14 protein-coding genes and 1 tRNA gene are annotated in these 15,875 nt (G+C 68.6%); 10 read left to right on the top strand and 5 right to left on the bottom strand.

Annotated features, from left to right (window positions below; genetic code table 11):
* The first annotated feature begins 241 nt into the window (after positions 1 to 241).
* Positions 242 to 1,186 carry a hypothetical protein gene (locus Q7T09_RS00950; RefSeq protein WP_304697091.1) on the top strand — a complete coding sequence of 315 codons (945 nt, stop codon included), beginning with the start codon at positions 242 to 244 and terminating at the stop codon, positions 1,184 to 1,186.
* A gap of 56 nt (positions 1,187 to 1,242) precedes the next feature.
* Here Q7T09_RS00950 and Q7T09_RS00945 read toward each other — a convergent pair whose 3' ends face one another.
* Positions 1,243 to 2,544: a dicarboxylate/amino acid:cation symporter gene (locus Q7T09_RS00945; protein ID WP_304697090.1), complete on the bottom strand. Its 1,302-nt coding sequence runs from the start codon at positions 2,542 to 2,544 to the stop codon at positions 1,243 to 1,245.
* Between the two features lie 51 nt (positions 2,545 to 2,595).
* Here Q7T09_RS00945 and Q7T09_RS00940 point away from each other — a divergent pair.
* From Q7T09_RS00940 to Q7T09_RS00925, 4 genes are all read left to right on the top strand, one after another.
* Positions 2,596 to 2,672 (top strand) — tRNA-Arg (locus Q7T09_RS00940).
* 264 nt (positions 2,673 to 2,936) lie between these two features.
* Positions 2,937 to 4,922 (top strand): calcium-binding protein, encoded by a 1,986-nt coding sequence (locus Q7T09_RS00935; RefSeq protein ID WP_304697089.1) that lies wholly within the window; start codon positions 2,937 to 2,939, stop codon positions 4,920 to 4,922.
* 132 nt (positions 4,923 to 5,054) lie between these two features.
* Positions 5,055 to 5,276: a hypothetical protein gene (locus Q7T09_RS00930; RefSeq protein ID WP_304697088.1), complete on the top strand. Its 222-nt coding sequence runs from the start codon at positions 5,055 to 5,057 to the stop codon at positions 5,274 to 5,276.
* Positions 5,277 to 5,379: 103 nt separating this feature from the next.
* On the top strand, positions 5,380 to 6,492 hold the full coding sequence (locus Q7T09_RS00925) for an NAD(P)-dependent alcohol dehydrogenase (protein WP_304697087.1): 1,113 nt from the start codon (positions 5,380 to 5,382) through the stop codon (positions 6,490 to 6,492).
* Between the two features lie 15 nt (positions 6,493 to 6,507).
* On the opposite strand, the gene Q7T09_RS00920 is transcribed toward Q7T09_RS00925, so the two are convergent.
* Complete coding sequence (locus Q7T09_RS00920) at positions 6,508 to 7,698, bottom strand: acyl-CoA dehydrogenase family protein (protein ID WP_304697086.1); 1,191 nt, start codon at positions 7,696 to 7,698, stop codon at positions 6,508 to 6,510.
* Between the two features lie 147 nt (positions 7,699 to 7,845).
* Here Q7T09_RS00920 and Q7T09_RS00915 point away from each other — a divergent pair, with 147 nt between their 5' ends.
* Positions 7,846 to 8,733, top strand: a complete 888-nt coding sequence (locus Q7T09_RS00915; RefSeq protein WP_304697085.1) for a TetR/AcrR family transcriptional regulator — start codon at positions 7,846 to 7,848, stop codon at positions 8,731 to 8,733.
* On the opposite strand, the gene Q7T09_RS00910 is transcribed toward Q7T09_RS00915, so the two are convergent.
* The gene (locus Q7T09_RS00910; RefSeq protein ID WP_304697111.1) at positions 8,683 to 9,300 is read right to left on the bottom strand and encodes a TetR/AcrR family transcriptional regulator; all 618 of its coding nucleotides are present in this window, start codon (positions 9,298 to 9,300) and stop codon (positions 8,683 to 8,685) included. The two genes, Q7T09_RS00915 and Q7T09_RS00910, sit on opposite strands and share 51 nt — an antisense overlap.
* 218 nt (positions 9,301 to 9,518) lie before the next feature.
* Between Q7T09_RS00910 and Q7T09_RS00905 the strand changes: the two genes are divergently transcribed.
* The 3 genes from Q7T09_RS00905 to Q7T09_RS00895 are packed head-to-tail and all read left to right on the top strand — an operon-like array spanning position 9,519 to position 13,102.
* On the top strand, positions 9,519 to 10,625 hold the full coding sequence (locus Q7T09_RS00905) for an amidohydrolase family protein (RefSeq protein ID WP_304697084.1): 1,107 nt from the start codon (positions 9,519 to 9,521) through the stop codon (positions 10,623 to 10,625).
* A gap of 26 nt (positions 10,626 to 10,651) precedes the next feature.
* On the top strand, positions 10,652 to 11,500 hold the full coding sequence (locus Q7T09_RS00900) for a hypothetical protein (protein ID WP_304697083.1): 849 nt from the start codon (positions 10,652 to 10,654) through the stop codon (positions 11,498 to 11,500).
* A 24-nt stretch (positions 11,501 to 11,524) separates the two neighbouring features.
* Positions 11,525 to 13,102: an AMP-binding protein gene (locus Q7T09_RS00895; protein WP_304697082.1), complete on the top strand. Its 1,578-nt coding sequence runs from the start codon at positions 11,525 to 11,527 to the stop codon at positions 13,100 to 13,102.
* A gap of 60 nt (positions 13,103 to 13,162) precedes the next feature.
* Here the strand turns inward: Q7T09_RS00895 and Q7T09_RS00890 are convergent, their stop codons facing one another.
* Positions 13,163 to 14,410: an NAD(P)-binding domain-containing protein gene (locus tag Q7T09_RS00890; RefSeq protein ID WP_304697081.1), complete on the bottom strand. Its 1,248-nt coding sequence runs from the start codon at positions 14,408 to 14,410 to the stop codon at positions 13,163 to 13,165.
* A gap of 135 nt (positions 14,411 to 14,545) precedes the next feature.
* Between Q7T09_RS00890 and Q7T09_RS00885 the strand changes: the two genes are divergently transcribed.
* Positions 14,546 to 14,959 (top strand): SRPBCC family protein, encoded by a 414-nt coding sequence (locus Q7T09_RS00885; RefSeq protein ID WP_304697080.1) that lies wholly within the window; start codon positions 14,546 to 14,548, stop codon positions 14,957 to 14,959.
* Position 14,960: 1 nt separating this feature from the next.
* Here the strand turns inward: Q7T09_RS00885 and Q7T09_RS00880 are convergent.
* A partial coding sequence (locus tag Q7T09_RS00880; protein WP_304697079.1) for a malate synthase G occupies positions 14,961 to 15,875 on the bottom strand: 915 nt, incomplete at its 5' end.

The raw sequence follows: 15,875 nt of genomic DNA, 5'->3' as shown, positions 1-15,875 counted from the left end.
GTAAGCTCGATCTCAAACTGCGGAGTTTGCGCGCCTCAAATTGGGTATTAGCCACCGAGATCGCTCTGGAGACCCAAATAACCATGCGCGAGGCGTTTCTCTTGTACAGCATTTCGGTTCGATATACTCATGTCGAACACGCCAAGTTGTTTGCCAATGACAACTTAAGACACAAGGCTCATCACCGAAGGCCCGCCTGGAGGCGGGTGGCGAACATGGGAGGTCCCGCGGGAGGGTCATCATGAACCGACGCTTGGTGGGCCAACTTTCCTCCGACTACGTGCTGCGCTGGATCCGCCAATCGACCGCCCTTTTCGGCGACATCACCACGGCGATGATCTTCGCCACCATCACCCAGGCCAACACCGCCTATCTCGATCAGCGGCCCGAGGGGACCCGGGCCTGGGGAACCCTCCAGAAGCCGGCGCCGGACGATCTGCGCCGTCCGATCACGGCCCATGCCGCCGCCGCCGCCCTCGGCCTTCCCCGCGAGACCCTGCGGCGCAAGCTCAATGGCCTGAAGGCGGAGGGCTATATCGAGGAAACCCCCGACGGGGTCATCATCCGCGCCGAGGCGATGCTCCAGCCGCGGGTGATCGCCACGGTGATCGCCAACACCGAGCTGGCCCGCGATTTCTGCCTGAGGCTGCAGCGCGCCGGCGTCGTCTCCATCGACCGGCCGGCGTCCGCCGACCTGGACGAACCGCTGCACCGCGCCATCGGCCGGGCCACCAACACCTTCTGCCTGCGCTTCCTGGAAAACGTGATGGCGCTCTCGGCGGGCGACCTGATGCTGGGCCTGACAGCCTGCGCCCTGGAGGGGGCCAATATCCGGAGGCTCGCGGAGTCGGCCACCGAACTGGTGGGCCCGATCCGCACCATTCCCGACAGCGTGCGACAGCCGATCACCGCCGTCGCCCTGGCCGGGGAGATCGGCTTGCCGCGCGAAACCACCCGCCGGCATCTGCACAAGCTGATCGGACTTGGCGTCTGCCGCGCCCTGCCGGGCGGGTTCATCTTCACCGAGGCGCGGTTCAATCCGACGCGGATCGCCGCCAGCCTGGGCCGCACCGCGGCCAATGTCCGGCAGTTGCACGCCACCTTGATCGGCGTCGGCGTCATGCTGCCGATCCGGGCCGCGCCGCTGGCCGCCGCGCCGCCGGAGCCCGCACTCGCACCGGGCTAACCGGGCGGCCGTGGGAGACCACCCGCCGCCGGGGCGCCACTTCCGCCTGACGTGCTCTAGTCGGCCGCCGCCGGGGTGGGTTCGATGGTCATGGCGCGGGGCCCCCGGGCCAGCTCGCGAGCCAGGACCTCCCGGTCGAGGTCGCCGTCCCAGCGGGCGACCACCAGGGTGGCCACGCCATTGCCCACCAGATTGGTCAGGGCCCGGCACTCGCTCATGAACCGGTCCACCCCCACCAGCAGGGCGAGGGCCGCGATGGGGATGTCGGGGATCACCGCCAGGGTGGCGGCCAGGGTGATGAAGCCCGCCCCGGTGACGCCGCTGGCGCCCTTGGAGGTGAGCATGGCCACCCCCAGCAGGGTCAGCTCCTGGGTCAGGGTGATGTGGGTGTTGGTGGCCTGGGCCAGGAACAGGGTGGCGAGCGTCATGTAGATGTTGGTGCCGTCGAGATTGAAGCTGTAGCCCGTCGGGATCACCAGGCCCGCGGTGGTCTTGCCGGCTCCCAGGCGCTGCATCTTGTCGATCATCTGCGGCAGCACCGACTCCGAGGAAGAGGTGCCCAGGACGATCAGCAGTTCCTCGCGGATATAGGCCAGGAACTTGAGGATCGAGAAGCCGGAGAGCCAGGCGATCAGCCCCAGCACCACCAGCACGAAGAGCAGGCTGGTGAGGTAGAAGGTCCCCACCAGGGCCGCCAGCTTCACCAGGGCCGCGATCCCGTACTTGCCGATGGTGAAGCCCATGGCCCCGAAGGCGCCGATGGGCGCCAGCCGCACCACCACCTGGATGATCGAGAAGAAGACCTTGGAGATCTCCTCCAGGGCGCCTGCCACCTTGTCGCCCAAGGCGCCCATCCGCGTGCAGGCCAGGCCGGTGATAACCGCGATCACCAGAACCTGCAGCAGCTGGCCCTCGGCGAAGGCGCCGAAGAAGGTGTCGGGGATCAGGTTGAGCAGGTACTCGGGCAGGCTGGGGCTGTGGTGGGCCTTTTCCAGATAGTCCGCGGCGATCTTGGGATCGAGGGTGGCCGGGTCGACATTGAACCCGACGCCGGGCTGCACCAGCCTGCCCACCACCAGGCCGATCACGAGGGCGAAGGTGGAGACCACCTCGAAATAGATCAGGGTCTTGGCGCCCAGCCGGCCGAAGGCCTTGAGGTCGCTCATCCGCGCCATGCCCGCGGCGATGGTGCAGAAGATCACCGGGGCTATGGCCATCTTGATCAGCTTGATGAAGCCGTCGCCCAGCGGCTTGAGCGCCACGCCGACATCTGGCCAAAGCCAGCCCACGAGGATGCCCAGGGCGATCCCGATGAGCACCTGCACATAGAGCACCCGAAAATAGCGTAGAGCCCCCATGCGCATCTCCCCTTTCACCGCGGCCCGGCGGTGCGCTATCACCCACCGTCTGGCCCGGTAGCTCAGCAGGATAGAGCAGCGCTTTCCTAAAGCGAAGGTCGGGGGTTCGAGTCCCTCCCGGGCCGCCAGACAGTCGGGGCAGCGGGACTCGAGGAGTCGACCCTGGCAATCCGAAGTTGTGGACACCAATATAAAGTTGATTACCGGTGGATTAGGGGTGTCTTTTTCTGATGCGGTCCTCTGTAATATTAACTAATATTCCCGCCAGACGCGTAAATCATAGGTAACGCGGATTTTCGTTTTGAATAACGGAGAGCTGTCTCTAGTCACTTGCCCGACGTATTCGCGTAACAGCCCGCATGCGGGCTGATCTACTAAGGGGCAAATTCACTATGAGCGAACTGATCACCAACGGCGGGTTCAGCACCGGCACATTCGCGGGCTGGACCGCGGGCAGCAACCAAACCAGCCCGTATCAGGCCTCGTTCGGTGGGAGCGGCAATTCTCAGATCGCCTATTCCGATTCAGGCGCGCCGGCCTGGTTCATGCGTAGCGTCGCCGGCGGCGGCGCCGCCCCGATAGACGGCTATACGGCATTCAATGGCTTCGACGGCAGCCCGGGCAAATTCACCCTGAGCCAGACGATTCACATCGATGAGACGGTGTCCTCGGCGATCCTGAAGTTCGATTACGCTTCCACCACCAGCTATAGCGGCGCGGTTCGCACCTTTGACGTCCTGCTCACCCAGGGCGGGACCACGGTGGCCAACTTCTATCACTTTGCGGCGCCGTTCAGTGATTCGACTTGGAACCCTGTCACCCATGTGACCCTGGACATCCGAGCGGCCCTGAATTCGCTCAGCGCGGGCGATTACACGCTGACCTTCGTCGAAGTCATCCCCGCCAACTTCACCGGTCCGGGCGCCTTTGGTCTGGACAATATCTCGCTCAACGCCACCTTCGCCCCCAGCAACGTGGCGCCCGTCGCCGTCGCTGACGCCTTCGCGGCGACCGAGGATGGCGGGGCGGTGACGTTGAACGTGCTTGCCAACGACACCGACGCCAACCCGGGCGACACCAAGACCCTGGTCTCGGTCAACACCGCGGGCACGACGGGGTCGGCGACAGCCAACGCCGACGGCACGGTGACCTACGATGCCGGCGCTCACTTCCAATCGCTGAAGGCCGGCGACACGGCCACCGACACCTTCAGCTACACCATGAAGGACACCGCGGGCCTGACCGGCGCCACGACCGTCACCATGACGGTCACCGGCGTGAACGACGGCGTCGTCGCCGTGGCCGACAGCGGCGCGGCGGTCGAGGATGGGGCGGCGGTGACGCTGGACGTCCTGACCAACGACACCGACGTCGATGCTGGCGACACCAAGACCCTGGTCTCGATCGACGCCACCGGCGCGGTGGGATCGGTGACGGCGAACGCCGACGGCGCCGTGAGCTACGCCACGGGATCGGCCTTCCAAAGCCTGAAGGCCGGCGCCACGGCCACCGACACCTTCAGCTACACGGTCCGCGATTCCGTCGGCGCCGAGAGCACGGCCTCGGTGACCATGACGGTCACTGGCGTGAACGACGGACCGGTCGCCGCGGCCGACGCCGGTTCGGTTTCGGAGGACCAGTCGCTGACCCTGGACGTTCTGGCCAACGACACCGATGTTGACGCTGGCGACTTGAAGACCCTGGTCTCCGTTTCGGCCACCACCAGCGGCGCCAGTGTCGCCATCGTCGACGGCAAGGTGGTCTACACCGCCGACGCCGACAGCCAGGATCTGTTGACCGCGGGTCAGACGGCCTCTGACAGCTTCACCTATGTGATGGCCGACTCCGCGGGCGCGATCAGCACCGCGACGGTCAACCTAACCGTCGGCGGCGTCGCCAACGGGGCCAATATCATTGGCACGGTGAAGTCCGATGTCCTGTCGGGCACGGAGGCTGATGAGCGTATCGAAGGCGGCAACGGCGACGATACGGTCAATGGCTCGGGTGGGGCCGACAACCTCAGTGGCGGCAACGGCGGTGACCGGCTGTACGGTGGGGCGGGCATCGACCAGCTCTCCGGCGAGAACGGCTCCGACACCCTCGACGGCGGGACCGGCAATGACGTGCTGACCGGCGGGAATGGCCCGGACCGCTTCATCTTCGGCGCCGGCTTCGGCAACGATACGATCACCGACTTCAAGGCGCAGAACGACACCATCCAAATCGACCACAACCTGGTGGGCGGCTTCGGCGATCTGCTGAGTCACGCGTCCCAGGTCGGGAGCTCGGTGGTGATTGCGCTCGACGCCGCCCACTCCATCACGCTGCAGGGCGTGAACCTGTCGAGCCTGAGCAGCGGCGACTTCGTCTTCTCCTGATGACGACGGACGGGGCGGCCTTACGGCCGCCCCGTCCCTTCGCGCCCACGCGAGGGGCCTTGAGTGCGGCAGAGATAGGTCGACCCCCGACTGCGCCCACCGCCAGACCGTCAGGGCAAGTCGTCTCTGCGGGTGACCAATTCCCTGAAACCCGGGAAATCAGCGCTCTTGCGGGGTCTCAATCCGTCGCTCGACCCGCTGGTGGTGGTCGGCGACCTGCCTTCCATGCATTTCGAAGGCGACGACACGCCCACGCCAGCGATCGCGCTCGAACTCGACTGCGCGATCGCCCAGGACTGGGCTGACAATGTTCTGGAGGGGCGGGACCTATCGGAAGCTACCCGATCCCGGTGACCCGTCTCTTCGGCCCGCTCGATCCGTGATACCTGGGAACCCCTGCTGGCGCGGTCGGGCTCGATCGGTGAACCAGGCCACGAGACGGACGAATGAGGGATCCATGTCCATGCAGGTAACCGCCGCCGTCGCCCGTGCGCCGGGCGAAGACTTCACGCTCGAGACCGTGGAGCTGGACGATCCGAGGCCGGACGAAATCCTCGTTCGCATCGCGGCGGTCGGGGTCTGCCATACCGACCTCGTGGCCCGAGCGGGGGCCATGCCTTTCTCCATGCCGGCCGTCCTGGGCCATGAGGGCGCGGGGGTCGTGGAGAAGGTGGGCGCGGCTGTCACCAAGGTGGCCGTGGGCGATCGCGTGGCGCTCACCTTCCGGTCCTGCGGCCGGTGCGACCGCTGCATGAGCGGCGACCCCGCCTACTGCTATTCGATGCCGGCGCTGAACTATATCGGCATGCGCCCAGACGGAACCAAGGCGCTGAGGCAGGGCGAGACCGCTGTCTCATCGAACTTCTTCGGCCAGTCGTCCTTCGCCACCTACTGCCTCGCCTATGAGCGCAATACGCTGAAGCTCCCCGACGACATTCCATTCGAGATCGCCGCGCCGCTGGGCTGCGGCGTGCAAACCGGCGCGGGCGGCGTCATGCTCGCCCTGGCCTGTTCGAAAGGGTCATCGCTGCTGATCACCGGCGGCGGAGCGGTGGGCCTGTCGGCGGTGATGGGCGCCGTGATCCGGGAATGCCGGACCATTATCGTCGTCGAGCCGCATGCGGCGCGTCGCGCCCTGGCGATGGAGTTGGGCGCGACCCATGTGATTGATCCCGCGGCGAGTCCGGACCTGACCGCGGCTGTGCGGGCCATCGCCGCGCAAGGCGTCGACTACGCCTTCGACACCACCGGCCGCGGCGACACGCTCACCGCCATCATGGGCGTTCTGGCGCCGAAGGGCGTGCTGGGCATCGTGGGCATTCCGGCGCCGGGCACGCCGATGCCCGGCGACCTGGGCGTCCTACTGACCTTCGGTCAGACGGTGCGCGGCATTATCGAAGGTGACAGCGATCCTGATGTCTTCATCCTGGACCTGATCAACCTTTGGCGGGAGGGACGACTTCCCTTGGAGAAGCTGGTTCGGGCTTTCCCGTTCGACCAGATCAACACCGCCATCGACGCGCAGCACCATGGCGACTGCGTCAAGGTGGTGCTGACCCTCCCGGCCTAGAGCACGTCATCGCGCTCACTTCGGTTCCGGCAGGCCGAGGATTCGCTTGGCGATGATGTTGTTCTGGATCTCGTAGGAGCCGGCGAAGATGGTGTTGGCCTTGCCCGAGAGCCACTCGCGGACATAGGCGAGTTCGGCCGGCTCGAAGACCTCGCCCTCCCAGCCGAGACCCTGGCCCATGGCCTCCACCAGCAGTTCGGACCGCTCCTGGACGAGCAGCGAGGACACGTTCTTGAGGATCGAGGTGGCCGCGTTCGGGCCGCCGCCGCCGGCCTCGGTGATGGACCTCTGCAGGGTCAGGTTGAAGGCCTTGCGGTCCATCAGATGCCGGGTGAGCCGGCTGCGGTAGTCGACATCGGCGATCCGCCCCTGGGCGTCACGTCCCAGATGCTCGGCGGCCACCACCTCGATGGCGCGCTGCTCGGTGGCGCGGGCTGGGGCGTCCTCGTTGCGCTGGCGCTCGTACTGCAGCAGGCGCTTGCCGACGGTCCAGCCGCCGTTGAGGGGACCCACCAGGTTGGCCGTGGGGACCTCCACGTCGGTGAAGAAGGTCTCGCAGAAGGGGGAGCGGCCGGAGATCAGCTGGATCGGATTCACCCGCACGCCTGGCGAGCGCATGTCGATCAGCAGGAAGGATATCCCGTCATGTTTGCGGGTGGGGTCGGTGCGGACCAGGCAGAAGCACCAGTCGGCGTACTGGGCGCCACTGGTCCACAGCTTCTGGCCATTGACCAGGAAGTGGTCGCCACAGTCCTCGGCCTTGGTCTGCAGTGAGGCGAGATCAGAGCCGGCATTGGGTTCGGAATAGCCCTGGCACCAGCGGGTCTCGCCGCGGACGATCGGCGGGATGTGCCGCTGCTTCTGCGCCTCCGTGCCATATTCCAGCAGGGTCGGGCCCAGCATGCGCACCCCCATGCCCCAGCCGATGGGGTTCCAGGCGCCCGCCCGCCGGATCTCCTCGCGCAGCACCCGCGCCTGCGCCGGCGTCAGGCCGCCGCCGCCATAGGCGCTGGGCCAGGTGGGCGTGCCCCAGCCCTTGCCGCACAGGGCCCGCTTCCAATCGGCGAGGTCCTGTCCGCCCTGATCGGCCGCCTCCATCTGGGCCTGCTTTCCGGCCAGGGCCCTGGGGAAGTTGGCGTCCAGCCAGGCCCGCGCCTCGGCGCGGAAGGTCTCCAAGGAGGCGAAGGGCGGGGGGGTGGCCGGCATGGGATCGAGCCTTTCGGACGGCGGGGCGGACCTCCGACCTATCAATTAGTGCGAACGTCAGCAACAGCGCGTGTCGAGACGCCTTCGCGGCGTTATGAAAGATCAGGCGCGGCGGTTATGGTGCGGCCGTTGGCCTGGTCTGGAAACATGCGCCCCTCGACGCCCACTGAGCTTACCCGCCCGCAGCTCTTCCAGCGTCTGTGGCGCGAGCCCCTCTCGTCGGTGGCGGCGGACCTGGGCCTGAGCGCCAGCGGCCTGGCGAAACTCTGCGACCGGACCGCGATCCCCTATCCGACCCGGGGCCACTGGGCGAAGGCCCGGGCCGGCCGCGCCGCGTCGCCCCCCGACCTGCCCCCGGCGCCCACAGGCGTGGGCGAACAGATCCTCATCACGCCGGGCCAACCCATCGCACGCCGAACGCCCGTGCGCCTGTCGTCGGAGGATCGCCGCCAGCAGCTGCTGGAGGTCGCCGCGCGGATCATCGTGCAGGACGGCCTGCACGCCCTGACCATCAAGCGGGTCGCCAGGGACGCCGGGCTCACCGCGCCGCGCGCCTACCACTTCTTCCCCACCGTCGATGACCTGATGGCGGCCCTGGCCCGCCGGGAGCTGGAGGCCATCCGGGCGGCTCGAACCCACCGCATCAACACCGCCGAGCGGCCGGCCGAACGCCTGCGCCTCTCCACCGTGACCTATCTGCGCCAGGTGGCCGAGCGGGGGGTCCTGCTGCAGACCCTGCAGAACGCGCCCGGCGTGCGGCGCGCCCTGCGCGGCGAGCAGCGCGCGATCCGGGCCGACAACACCCATGTGGTCGCCAGCCGCTTCAGTGACAGCCACCATGTCCCCTCCGATGTCTCACGGGCGGCGACGACGGCGCTCACCAGCGCGGTGCTCCGCACCGGCCGCATCCTGGCGCGCGGACGGCTGGACCTGCCGCTGGCGGAGATCCTGGCCGCCGACATCGTCGAGGCGGGCAACCGGCGGCTAGCCGCCCGCTTCCAGGCCCCGTCGGCCGGCGACGTCGAGGACGCCTAGGACCAGCTCGCGGCAGAGCAGGGCGCCGCGCTCAAGATCAAGCTCTCCCTGGAAGGCGAGACGCCCGCACTCCTCGGGCATGGTCATGCCGATACTGACGCAGGCGATAGCCTCCCGCAGGTCCAGGCCAAAGGCGTCGCGCGCCTTGCGCGCCAGGCGCCGCGCCACCCGGGCTCGGACGGCGGCGGCGCGGCGCGAGACATGCCCCGCCATGAAGCGATCCCGCAGGATGATCTGGATCAGCGGCCCGGTCCGCGCCACGTGGCGATAGTAGACGTCGGCCACGTCCCCCGCCGCCGACGCCAGATCCGGCGCCTCGGCCGCGGCGTCCAGGGCCCCGGCGACCTGATCCAGGGCGCGTTCCAGCAGGGCGTTATAGAGGTCGCGGCTCTGCGGGAAATAGCGATAGACCAGCGCCTTGCTGACCTTGGCCGCCTGGGCCAGCTCCTCGACACCGATCGGCAGGACGCCCTGCTCCAGGACCCGCTCGGCGGCGACGTCCAGCAGGAGGTCCCGTCGTTGCTGCGGCGGCAGCCGGAGTCCCCTTCGCGGTCGCTTCGAGGTCACCGCCAAGCGCGCGTCCGCCGAACTGTCGAGTGATCGTTCATGGGTCCGCCGTTCCGATTCGACCGTCGAGCCCCAGTCTAGCGCCACCGGGGCCGATGAGGCGCCCGGTTCAGGACGCACCCTATCGCCCTGATGATAGTGCGAATGTCATTAAAGCGGTTGTCTGACCGTATCGCCGGCGCCATGCTTGGCGCATAAGAAGACAGGGAGGAGCCGGCATGCCCTATGCTGCGGGACGCGTGTTCCACGACGCCGACAGTCACGTCATGGAGCCGGCGGACTGGCTCGTGCCCTTCGCCGAGGGGGCGATGAAGGACCGCCTGCTGCGCCGCGATCCGCCCTCGACCCGGCCGCCCGTGGAGGCGCCGAAGGAGAAGGTGATCGAGGGCCTGATCGCCGGCCCCAAGGGGCGCCTGGCCTATGGCTCCTGTGATCCCGCCGAGCGGGTCCGGGCCATCGAGGAGCTGGGCTTCGCGAGCCAACTGGTCTTCCCCACCTCCGCCCTGCGGCCCTTCCGGACCAGCAAGGACGAGGCGATCCTCTATGCCGGCGCCCGCGCCGCCAACCGCGCCATGGCGGCCTTTTGCGCCGACCCGCGCCTGCTGGGGGTCGCCTATGTCCCGCTGGACAATCCTGCCCGCGCGCTCGAGGAGGCCCAGGAGGCCATCCGCCTCGGCTGCAAGGCGATCTGGGTGCCGTCGACGGCGGCGGGCGACAAGTCGCCGGGCCATCCGGACCTCGATCCCTTCTGGTCGCTGCTGGCGGCCAAGAAGATCCCCTTCGTCCTGCACATCGGCGCGGGCTCGCGCACCCTGCCGCAGGAATATGTCAACAACGGCAAGGCCAAGTCGCCGGACCTGCACGGCGGTGGCGAGAACCTGCGCTTCAAGGACTATGTGGCCCTGCCGCACTCGGCCGAGATGTTCCTCGGAGCCCTGGTCTATGACGGCCTCTTCGACCGCCTGCCGGAGCTCAAGGGCGGCGTGATCGAATACGGCGCCTACTGGGCGCCAGGCTTCCTGCGGCAGATGGACATGGGCGCCCGCGCCTTCGGCCGCACCGACCCCTATCTGCAGGCCCTTTCGGCCAAGCCGTCCGAGATCATCCGCCGGCAGGTGAAGTTCACGCCCTTCCCCGGCGAGGACGTCGGCTACCTGATCCGCGACAGCGGCGCCGACCTCTACATGTTCTCCAGCGACTACCCGCACCCGGAGGGAACCAACGACCCCATCGGCCGGTTCGAGCGGACCTTCGGAGACCTCGGCGAGGCCGACCGCGACGCCTTCTACCGCGCCAATTTCGAAGAGATGATGGGCGGGCTCTGACGCCGCCTTCGCAAAGGAACACGTCCATGACCGACGCGACCACCCAAGATCAGATCACCGGCCCCTTCCGGGCGCCGCACAACGGTTTCCAGGCCGCGCCGGGCTCGATCCACAACGACGAGGTGGCCTCCAAGCTGGGCTTCAAGGGCGGCACGGTGCCGGGCTCGGTCCACATGGACCAGTTCGTGCCCATGCTGCTGGACCTCTATGGCCAGGCCTGGTTCGAGACCGGCGACATCTCCCTGCACTTCGCCCAGGCGACGGTGGACAAGGAGGAGGTGCAGGCCGTGGTCCACCCCGGCCCCCAGCGGGCGCGCCTGCAGATGTTCAACCGCGCCGGCCAGCAGGTCTGCGTCGGCACCGCCTCGGCCCATGCGCCGGACTCAGGCTCGGAGATCACGCGCCGCATGGCCGAGCAGACCCCGGCCGATCCCAAGGCCCTGCGCATCTATGCCGACATCCGCGTGGGCGACACCACCGCCGACATCCCGATGAAGGTCAGCCGCGAGAGCTATGACGCCTCGCTCGGCCGCATCACCGAGCGGGTGGCGATCTATGACGAGAAGGGCGTGCTGTCGCCGGCCCACATCATCCGCCTGGCGCATATGAGCCGGCCCTTCGTCCTGGCCAAGTCGATCCAGCCCTATGTCGGCCTGTTCGGCGCCCTGGAGGTGCGGCAGCTGGCTGGCCCGCTGCTGGCCGACCGCGACTATGTGGGCCGCACCACCATGCGCAAGATCACCGAAAGTCCGCGCACGGAGAACGTCTGGTACGACGTCGACATCGCCGACCCTGAGAGCGGCAAGGACGTGGCCAGCGTCACCTTCATGATCCGCGCCATGAAGCCCTCTTCGCCCCTCTGGGCCGAGAAGTAAGAACCGATCCAGGGGAGAGACGGCATGACCGACACGCTGAGTGGCGAGGACCTGAAGGCCCGCGTGGACGCCGCCGTCGAGACCGGCATGGCCACCGCCGTCTGGGCCCGGGAATGGCCCGACCGGATCGCGGTCTATGAGGGGCTGGACGGCCGCACGCGGACCTTTGGCGACCTCAACGCCAACGCCAACCGGCTGGTGCGGCTGATGCGGGCCCATGGGGTGCAGGCCGGGGACGCCATCGCCCTGCTCTGCACCAACCGCCTGGAGTTCGCCGACGTCCTGTTCGCCTCCCTGCGCGGCGGCTTCCGGATGACGCCGGTGAACTGGCACCTGAAGCCCGAGGAGATGGCTTATGTCATCGACAACTGTGAGGCCAAGGCCCTGTTCGCCGACACTCGCGTGGCCGGCGCGGCCGAGGCCGCGGCTCAGTGCCCGCAACTGAGGCTGAAGGTTTCCATCGGCGGCGATCTACCGGGCTTCCTCCCCTACGAGACCATCCACGACTTCCCGGGCGAGGACTTGGCCGACCCGGTGCGCGGCTCCACCATGCTCTATTCCTCCGGCACCACCGGACGGCCCAAGGGGGTCTACAAGCCCAACGCCCAGGCCGTCGGCGGCTATGACGCCATCTACGACCGCGCGGTGGACAAGCACATCTGCACCGGCCCCGGTTATCACGCCTCCCCCCTGGCCGGAGACATCCGCCGGGCGCTGAACAACGGCGTGCCCACGGTGCTGATCGAGAAGTGGGACACCGAGCAGGTTCTGCGCACCATCCAGGACCAGAAGGTCACCCGCGGCCACTTCGTCCCCATCATGTTCCAGCGGATGCTGGCCCTGCCGCAGGAGGTGCGGGCCAGGTACGACCTCAGCTCGCTCAAGCGCATCACCCATGGCGCGGCGCCCTGCCCGCCCGAGGTGAAGCGCGCCATGATCGAGTGGATCGGACCCAAGCTGTTCGAATACTACGCCGGCTCGGAAGGCGGCGTCGGGTTCACCGTCGGCTCCGAAGACTGGCTGAAGCGCCCGGGCACGGTGGGCCGGCGACCGCACAAGGACGCCGCCAAGATCCTCGACGAGGCCGGCCAGGAGTGCCCGCCGGGTGTCCCAGGCGCCATCTATATGAGCCTGAGCGACCAGGGCGGCTTCAGCTACTACAAGGACGACACCAAGACCGAGGCCAACCGCAAGGACGGCTACTTCACCATGGGCGATGTCGGCTACCTGGACGAGGACGACTGGCTCTTCCTCACCGGGCGGAGCGCCGAGACCATCATCGCCGGCGGGGTGAACATCTACCCCCAGGAGATCGACAACGAGCTGATCAAGCACCCGGCGGTGGAGGACAGCTGCACCGTCGGCGTGCCCCACGAGGAGTGGGGCGAGGAGGTCCGGGCGGTCATCCAGCTCAAGCCCGGCTTCGAGGCGAGCGAGGCGCTGAAGCGCGAGATCCTGGACTACGCCGCCCAGGTGGTCGCCAAGTTCAAGGTCCCGCGCGCCGTCGATTTCGTCGAGGCCCTGCCGCGCTCCGAGGCCGGCAAGATCCAGCGCAACAAGGTCCGCGCGCCGTACTGGGAAGGCCGTTCGAGAGCCATCTGAGGCGCGCCGGCTGGAGCACGTCAGGCGGAAGTGGATACCGGTTCCGCCGCCCGACGTGCTCTAATCTTTTGAATCTAGCCCCACCAGGTGCTCGGCCACGAAGCCGGCGTCCTCGCCCATGCCGGCCATCAGGGACGACTTGCGCTTCGACAGCCAGGGCAGGCCGATGAAGTAGGCGCCCGGGACCGCGGTCACGCCGCGCCGGTGGGCCGGCAAGGCCCGGGTGCGACGGTCGGCGAAGATCGGCAGATCGACCCAGCCGAAGTCGTAGCGATAACCGGTGGCCCAGATCACCGTCCCCACGCCGGCCGCCGCCAGGCGGAGCTCCCGCACGGGCGCCGGCAGGTCGCCGCCCAGTAGCGTCACCGTCTCCTCGGGGAGGTCCAGACCCGCGGCCCGGGCATGGGCGTCGGCGGCGGCGATGAAGGCGGCGTACTCCGCCTCGCCCTTGGCCAGGCTGGCCGCCAGGTCGTCGGCGAAGGTCAGGCGGCCCTCGGCCCCGCCGGTCAGCCGTCCCAGCAGGGTCACGCCCTGGCGGCCAAGCTGGCGCAGGTCCATGTCCCGGCCGCCGTCGATCCCGGTCAGCAGCGTCGGCACGGTCCCCGGCGCGCGCTGGTCCACGCCCTGGTCGAAGGCCCCGATGGCGAACTCCCAGAAGGCGAAGTCCCGGCCCCGGTAGCGGCGCGGCGCCCGCCGGTGGGTTCCCACCGCCAGATAGACCCGGCGGCCCGCCCGCAGCAGGTCCTCGGCGATCTGGGCGCCCGAGGCGCCGGCCCCCACCACCAGCACCGCGCCGTCCGTCAGGGCGGCCGGATTGCGATAGGCCGCCGCATGGACCTGGAACACCTCGCCCACCGCCTCGGCCAGGGCCGCCGGGATCGCCGGCCGCTGATAGGGGCCGGTGGCGATCACCACATTGGCCGCCGACAGCACGCCATCCGACGTCTCCAGCCGGAAGCCGCCCTCCAGATCCTGGGCCAGGGCGTCCACCGACACCCCGCACCGAACGGGGGCGTCGAAGCTCGCCGCATAGGCCTCGATGAACGCCACCACCGCCTCGCGAGAGGCGAACCCCTCCGGGTCGGGCCCCGCGTAGGAGAAGCCCGGCAGTTGCAGCAGCCAGTTGGGAAACTGGAAGGCCAAGCTGTCCCAGCGCTCGCTGCGCCAGCGCTCGGCCACCCGCGCGCGCTCCAGGATCACATGCTCGCGCGCCAGCCGGCCCAGATGCCAGCTCACCGCCAGCCCCGACTGGCCGCCGCCGATGATGACGGTGTCGACGGTCTGAGGAAGCGGGGCGGGCGGGGACATGTCGGAGTGGCGCCTGTCTCACCCTCCCGGGGGCGGGACGGCAGGGGTGGATCGTTGACGGAACGCCGGCCGAGGTAAAGTCTCTGCGCCGACCCGGGACCGCGCGGCCCCGCCCCGACCTTGAAGGATCACGCCATGCACGACGTCAACGCCAGCGAAGACCTGCCGATGAGCGCCGAGGCGGTCTGGCAGGTGGTCGGGGATTTCTCCGGCATCCGCAAGTGGGCCACGGTGGTGGAGGCCGAGAGCACCGAGGTCACGCCCCAGGGCAAGGTGCGGACCCTGACCATGCCGGGCGGCCGCACGGTGAAAGAGCTGCTCACCGACGAGGGGCCGCACCACTACACCTACACCCTCGACCGCCCCGACATGGACGCCTACTTCTCCACCGTCTCGGTGAAGCCGGCGGGCCCGGACGCCTCCACCCTGGAGCTGCGGGTGAAGTTCACGCCCAAGGATCCCGACAAGCTGGCCGAGGCCACCGAGGCGCTCACCAAGTTCTGCCGCGGCAACATCAAGGCCATGAAGCGCGCCCTCGGCCTAGCCTAGCCTAGCCTCCGGCGAGCTGGGCCTTACGCTCGCGGCGGCGGCGGGTGAGGATGTGCTCGGTATAGCCGTTGGGCTGGGCGCGGCCCTCGAAGACCAGTTCCAGGGCCGCCTGGTAGGCCACGCTGTCGGGATTGCCGGCCATCGGCTGATAGAGGGCGTCGCCGGCGTTCTGGCCGTCCACCACCTTGGCCATGCGGGCGAAGGTCTCGCGAACCTGGGCTTCCGTGCAGACTCCGTGGTGCAGCCAGTTGGCGATGTGCTGGCTGGAGATCCGCAGGGTGGCGCGGTCCTCCATCAGGCCCACGTCGTGGATGTCGGGCACCTTGGAGCAGCCAACGCCCTGGTCGATCCAGCGCACGACGTAGCCGAGGATGCCCTGGGCGTTGTTGTCCAGCTCCTGGGCGATGTCCTCGGCGTTCCAGTTGGAGCGGGCGAGCGGCGGGGTCAGCAGGTCGTCGAGGCCGGTGGCCGACTTGGCGGCGCTCATGGTGGCCTGCAGGGCGGGCACGTCCACCTCGTGATAGTGCAGGGCGTGCAGCACCGCGGCGGTCGGCGACGGCACCCAGGCGGTGTTGGCGCCGGCCTTGGGGTGGCCGACCTTGGCAGCCAGCATGGCCTGCATTTGATCTGGAGCCGCCCACATGCCCTTGCCGATCTGCGCCTTGCCGGGGAAGCCCGTCGCCAGGCCGATCTCGACATTGCGCCTCTCATAGGCCGGCAGCCAGGGCTCGGCCTTGATGGCGTCCTTGCGGACCACGGGGCCGGCTTCCATGGCGGTGTGGATCTCGTCGCCGGTGCGATCGAGGAAGCCGGTATTGATGAACACGATCCGCTCGCGGGCGGCGTGGATGCAGGCGGCCAGGTTGGCGCTGGTGCGGCGCTCCTCGTCCATGATGCCCAGCTTGACGGTGTTGCG

It is taken from the genome of Phenylobacterium sp. (genome assembly GCF_030645195.1).
Taxonomy (GTDB): Bacteria; Pseudomonadota; Alphaproteobacteria; order Caulobacterales; family Caulobacteraceae; genus Phenylobacterium.
Note: the sequence above shows the minus strand (reverse complement) of the source record. Positions and strands in the feature narration are given on the sequence as shown.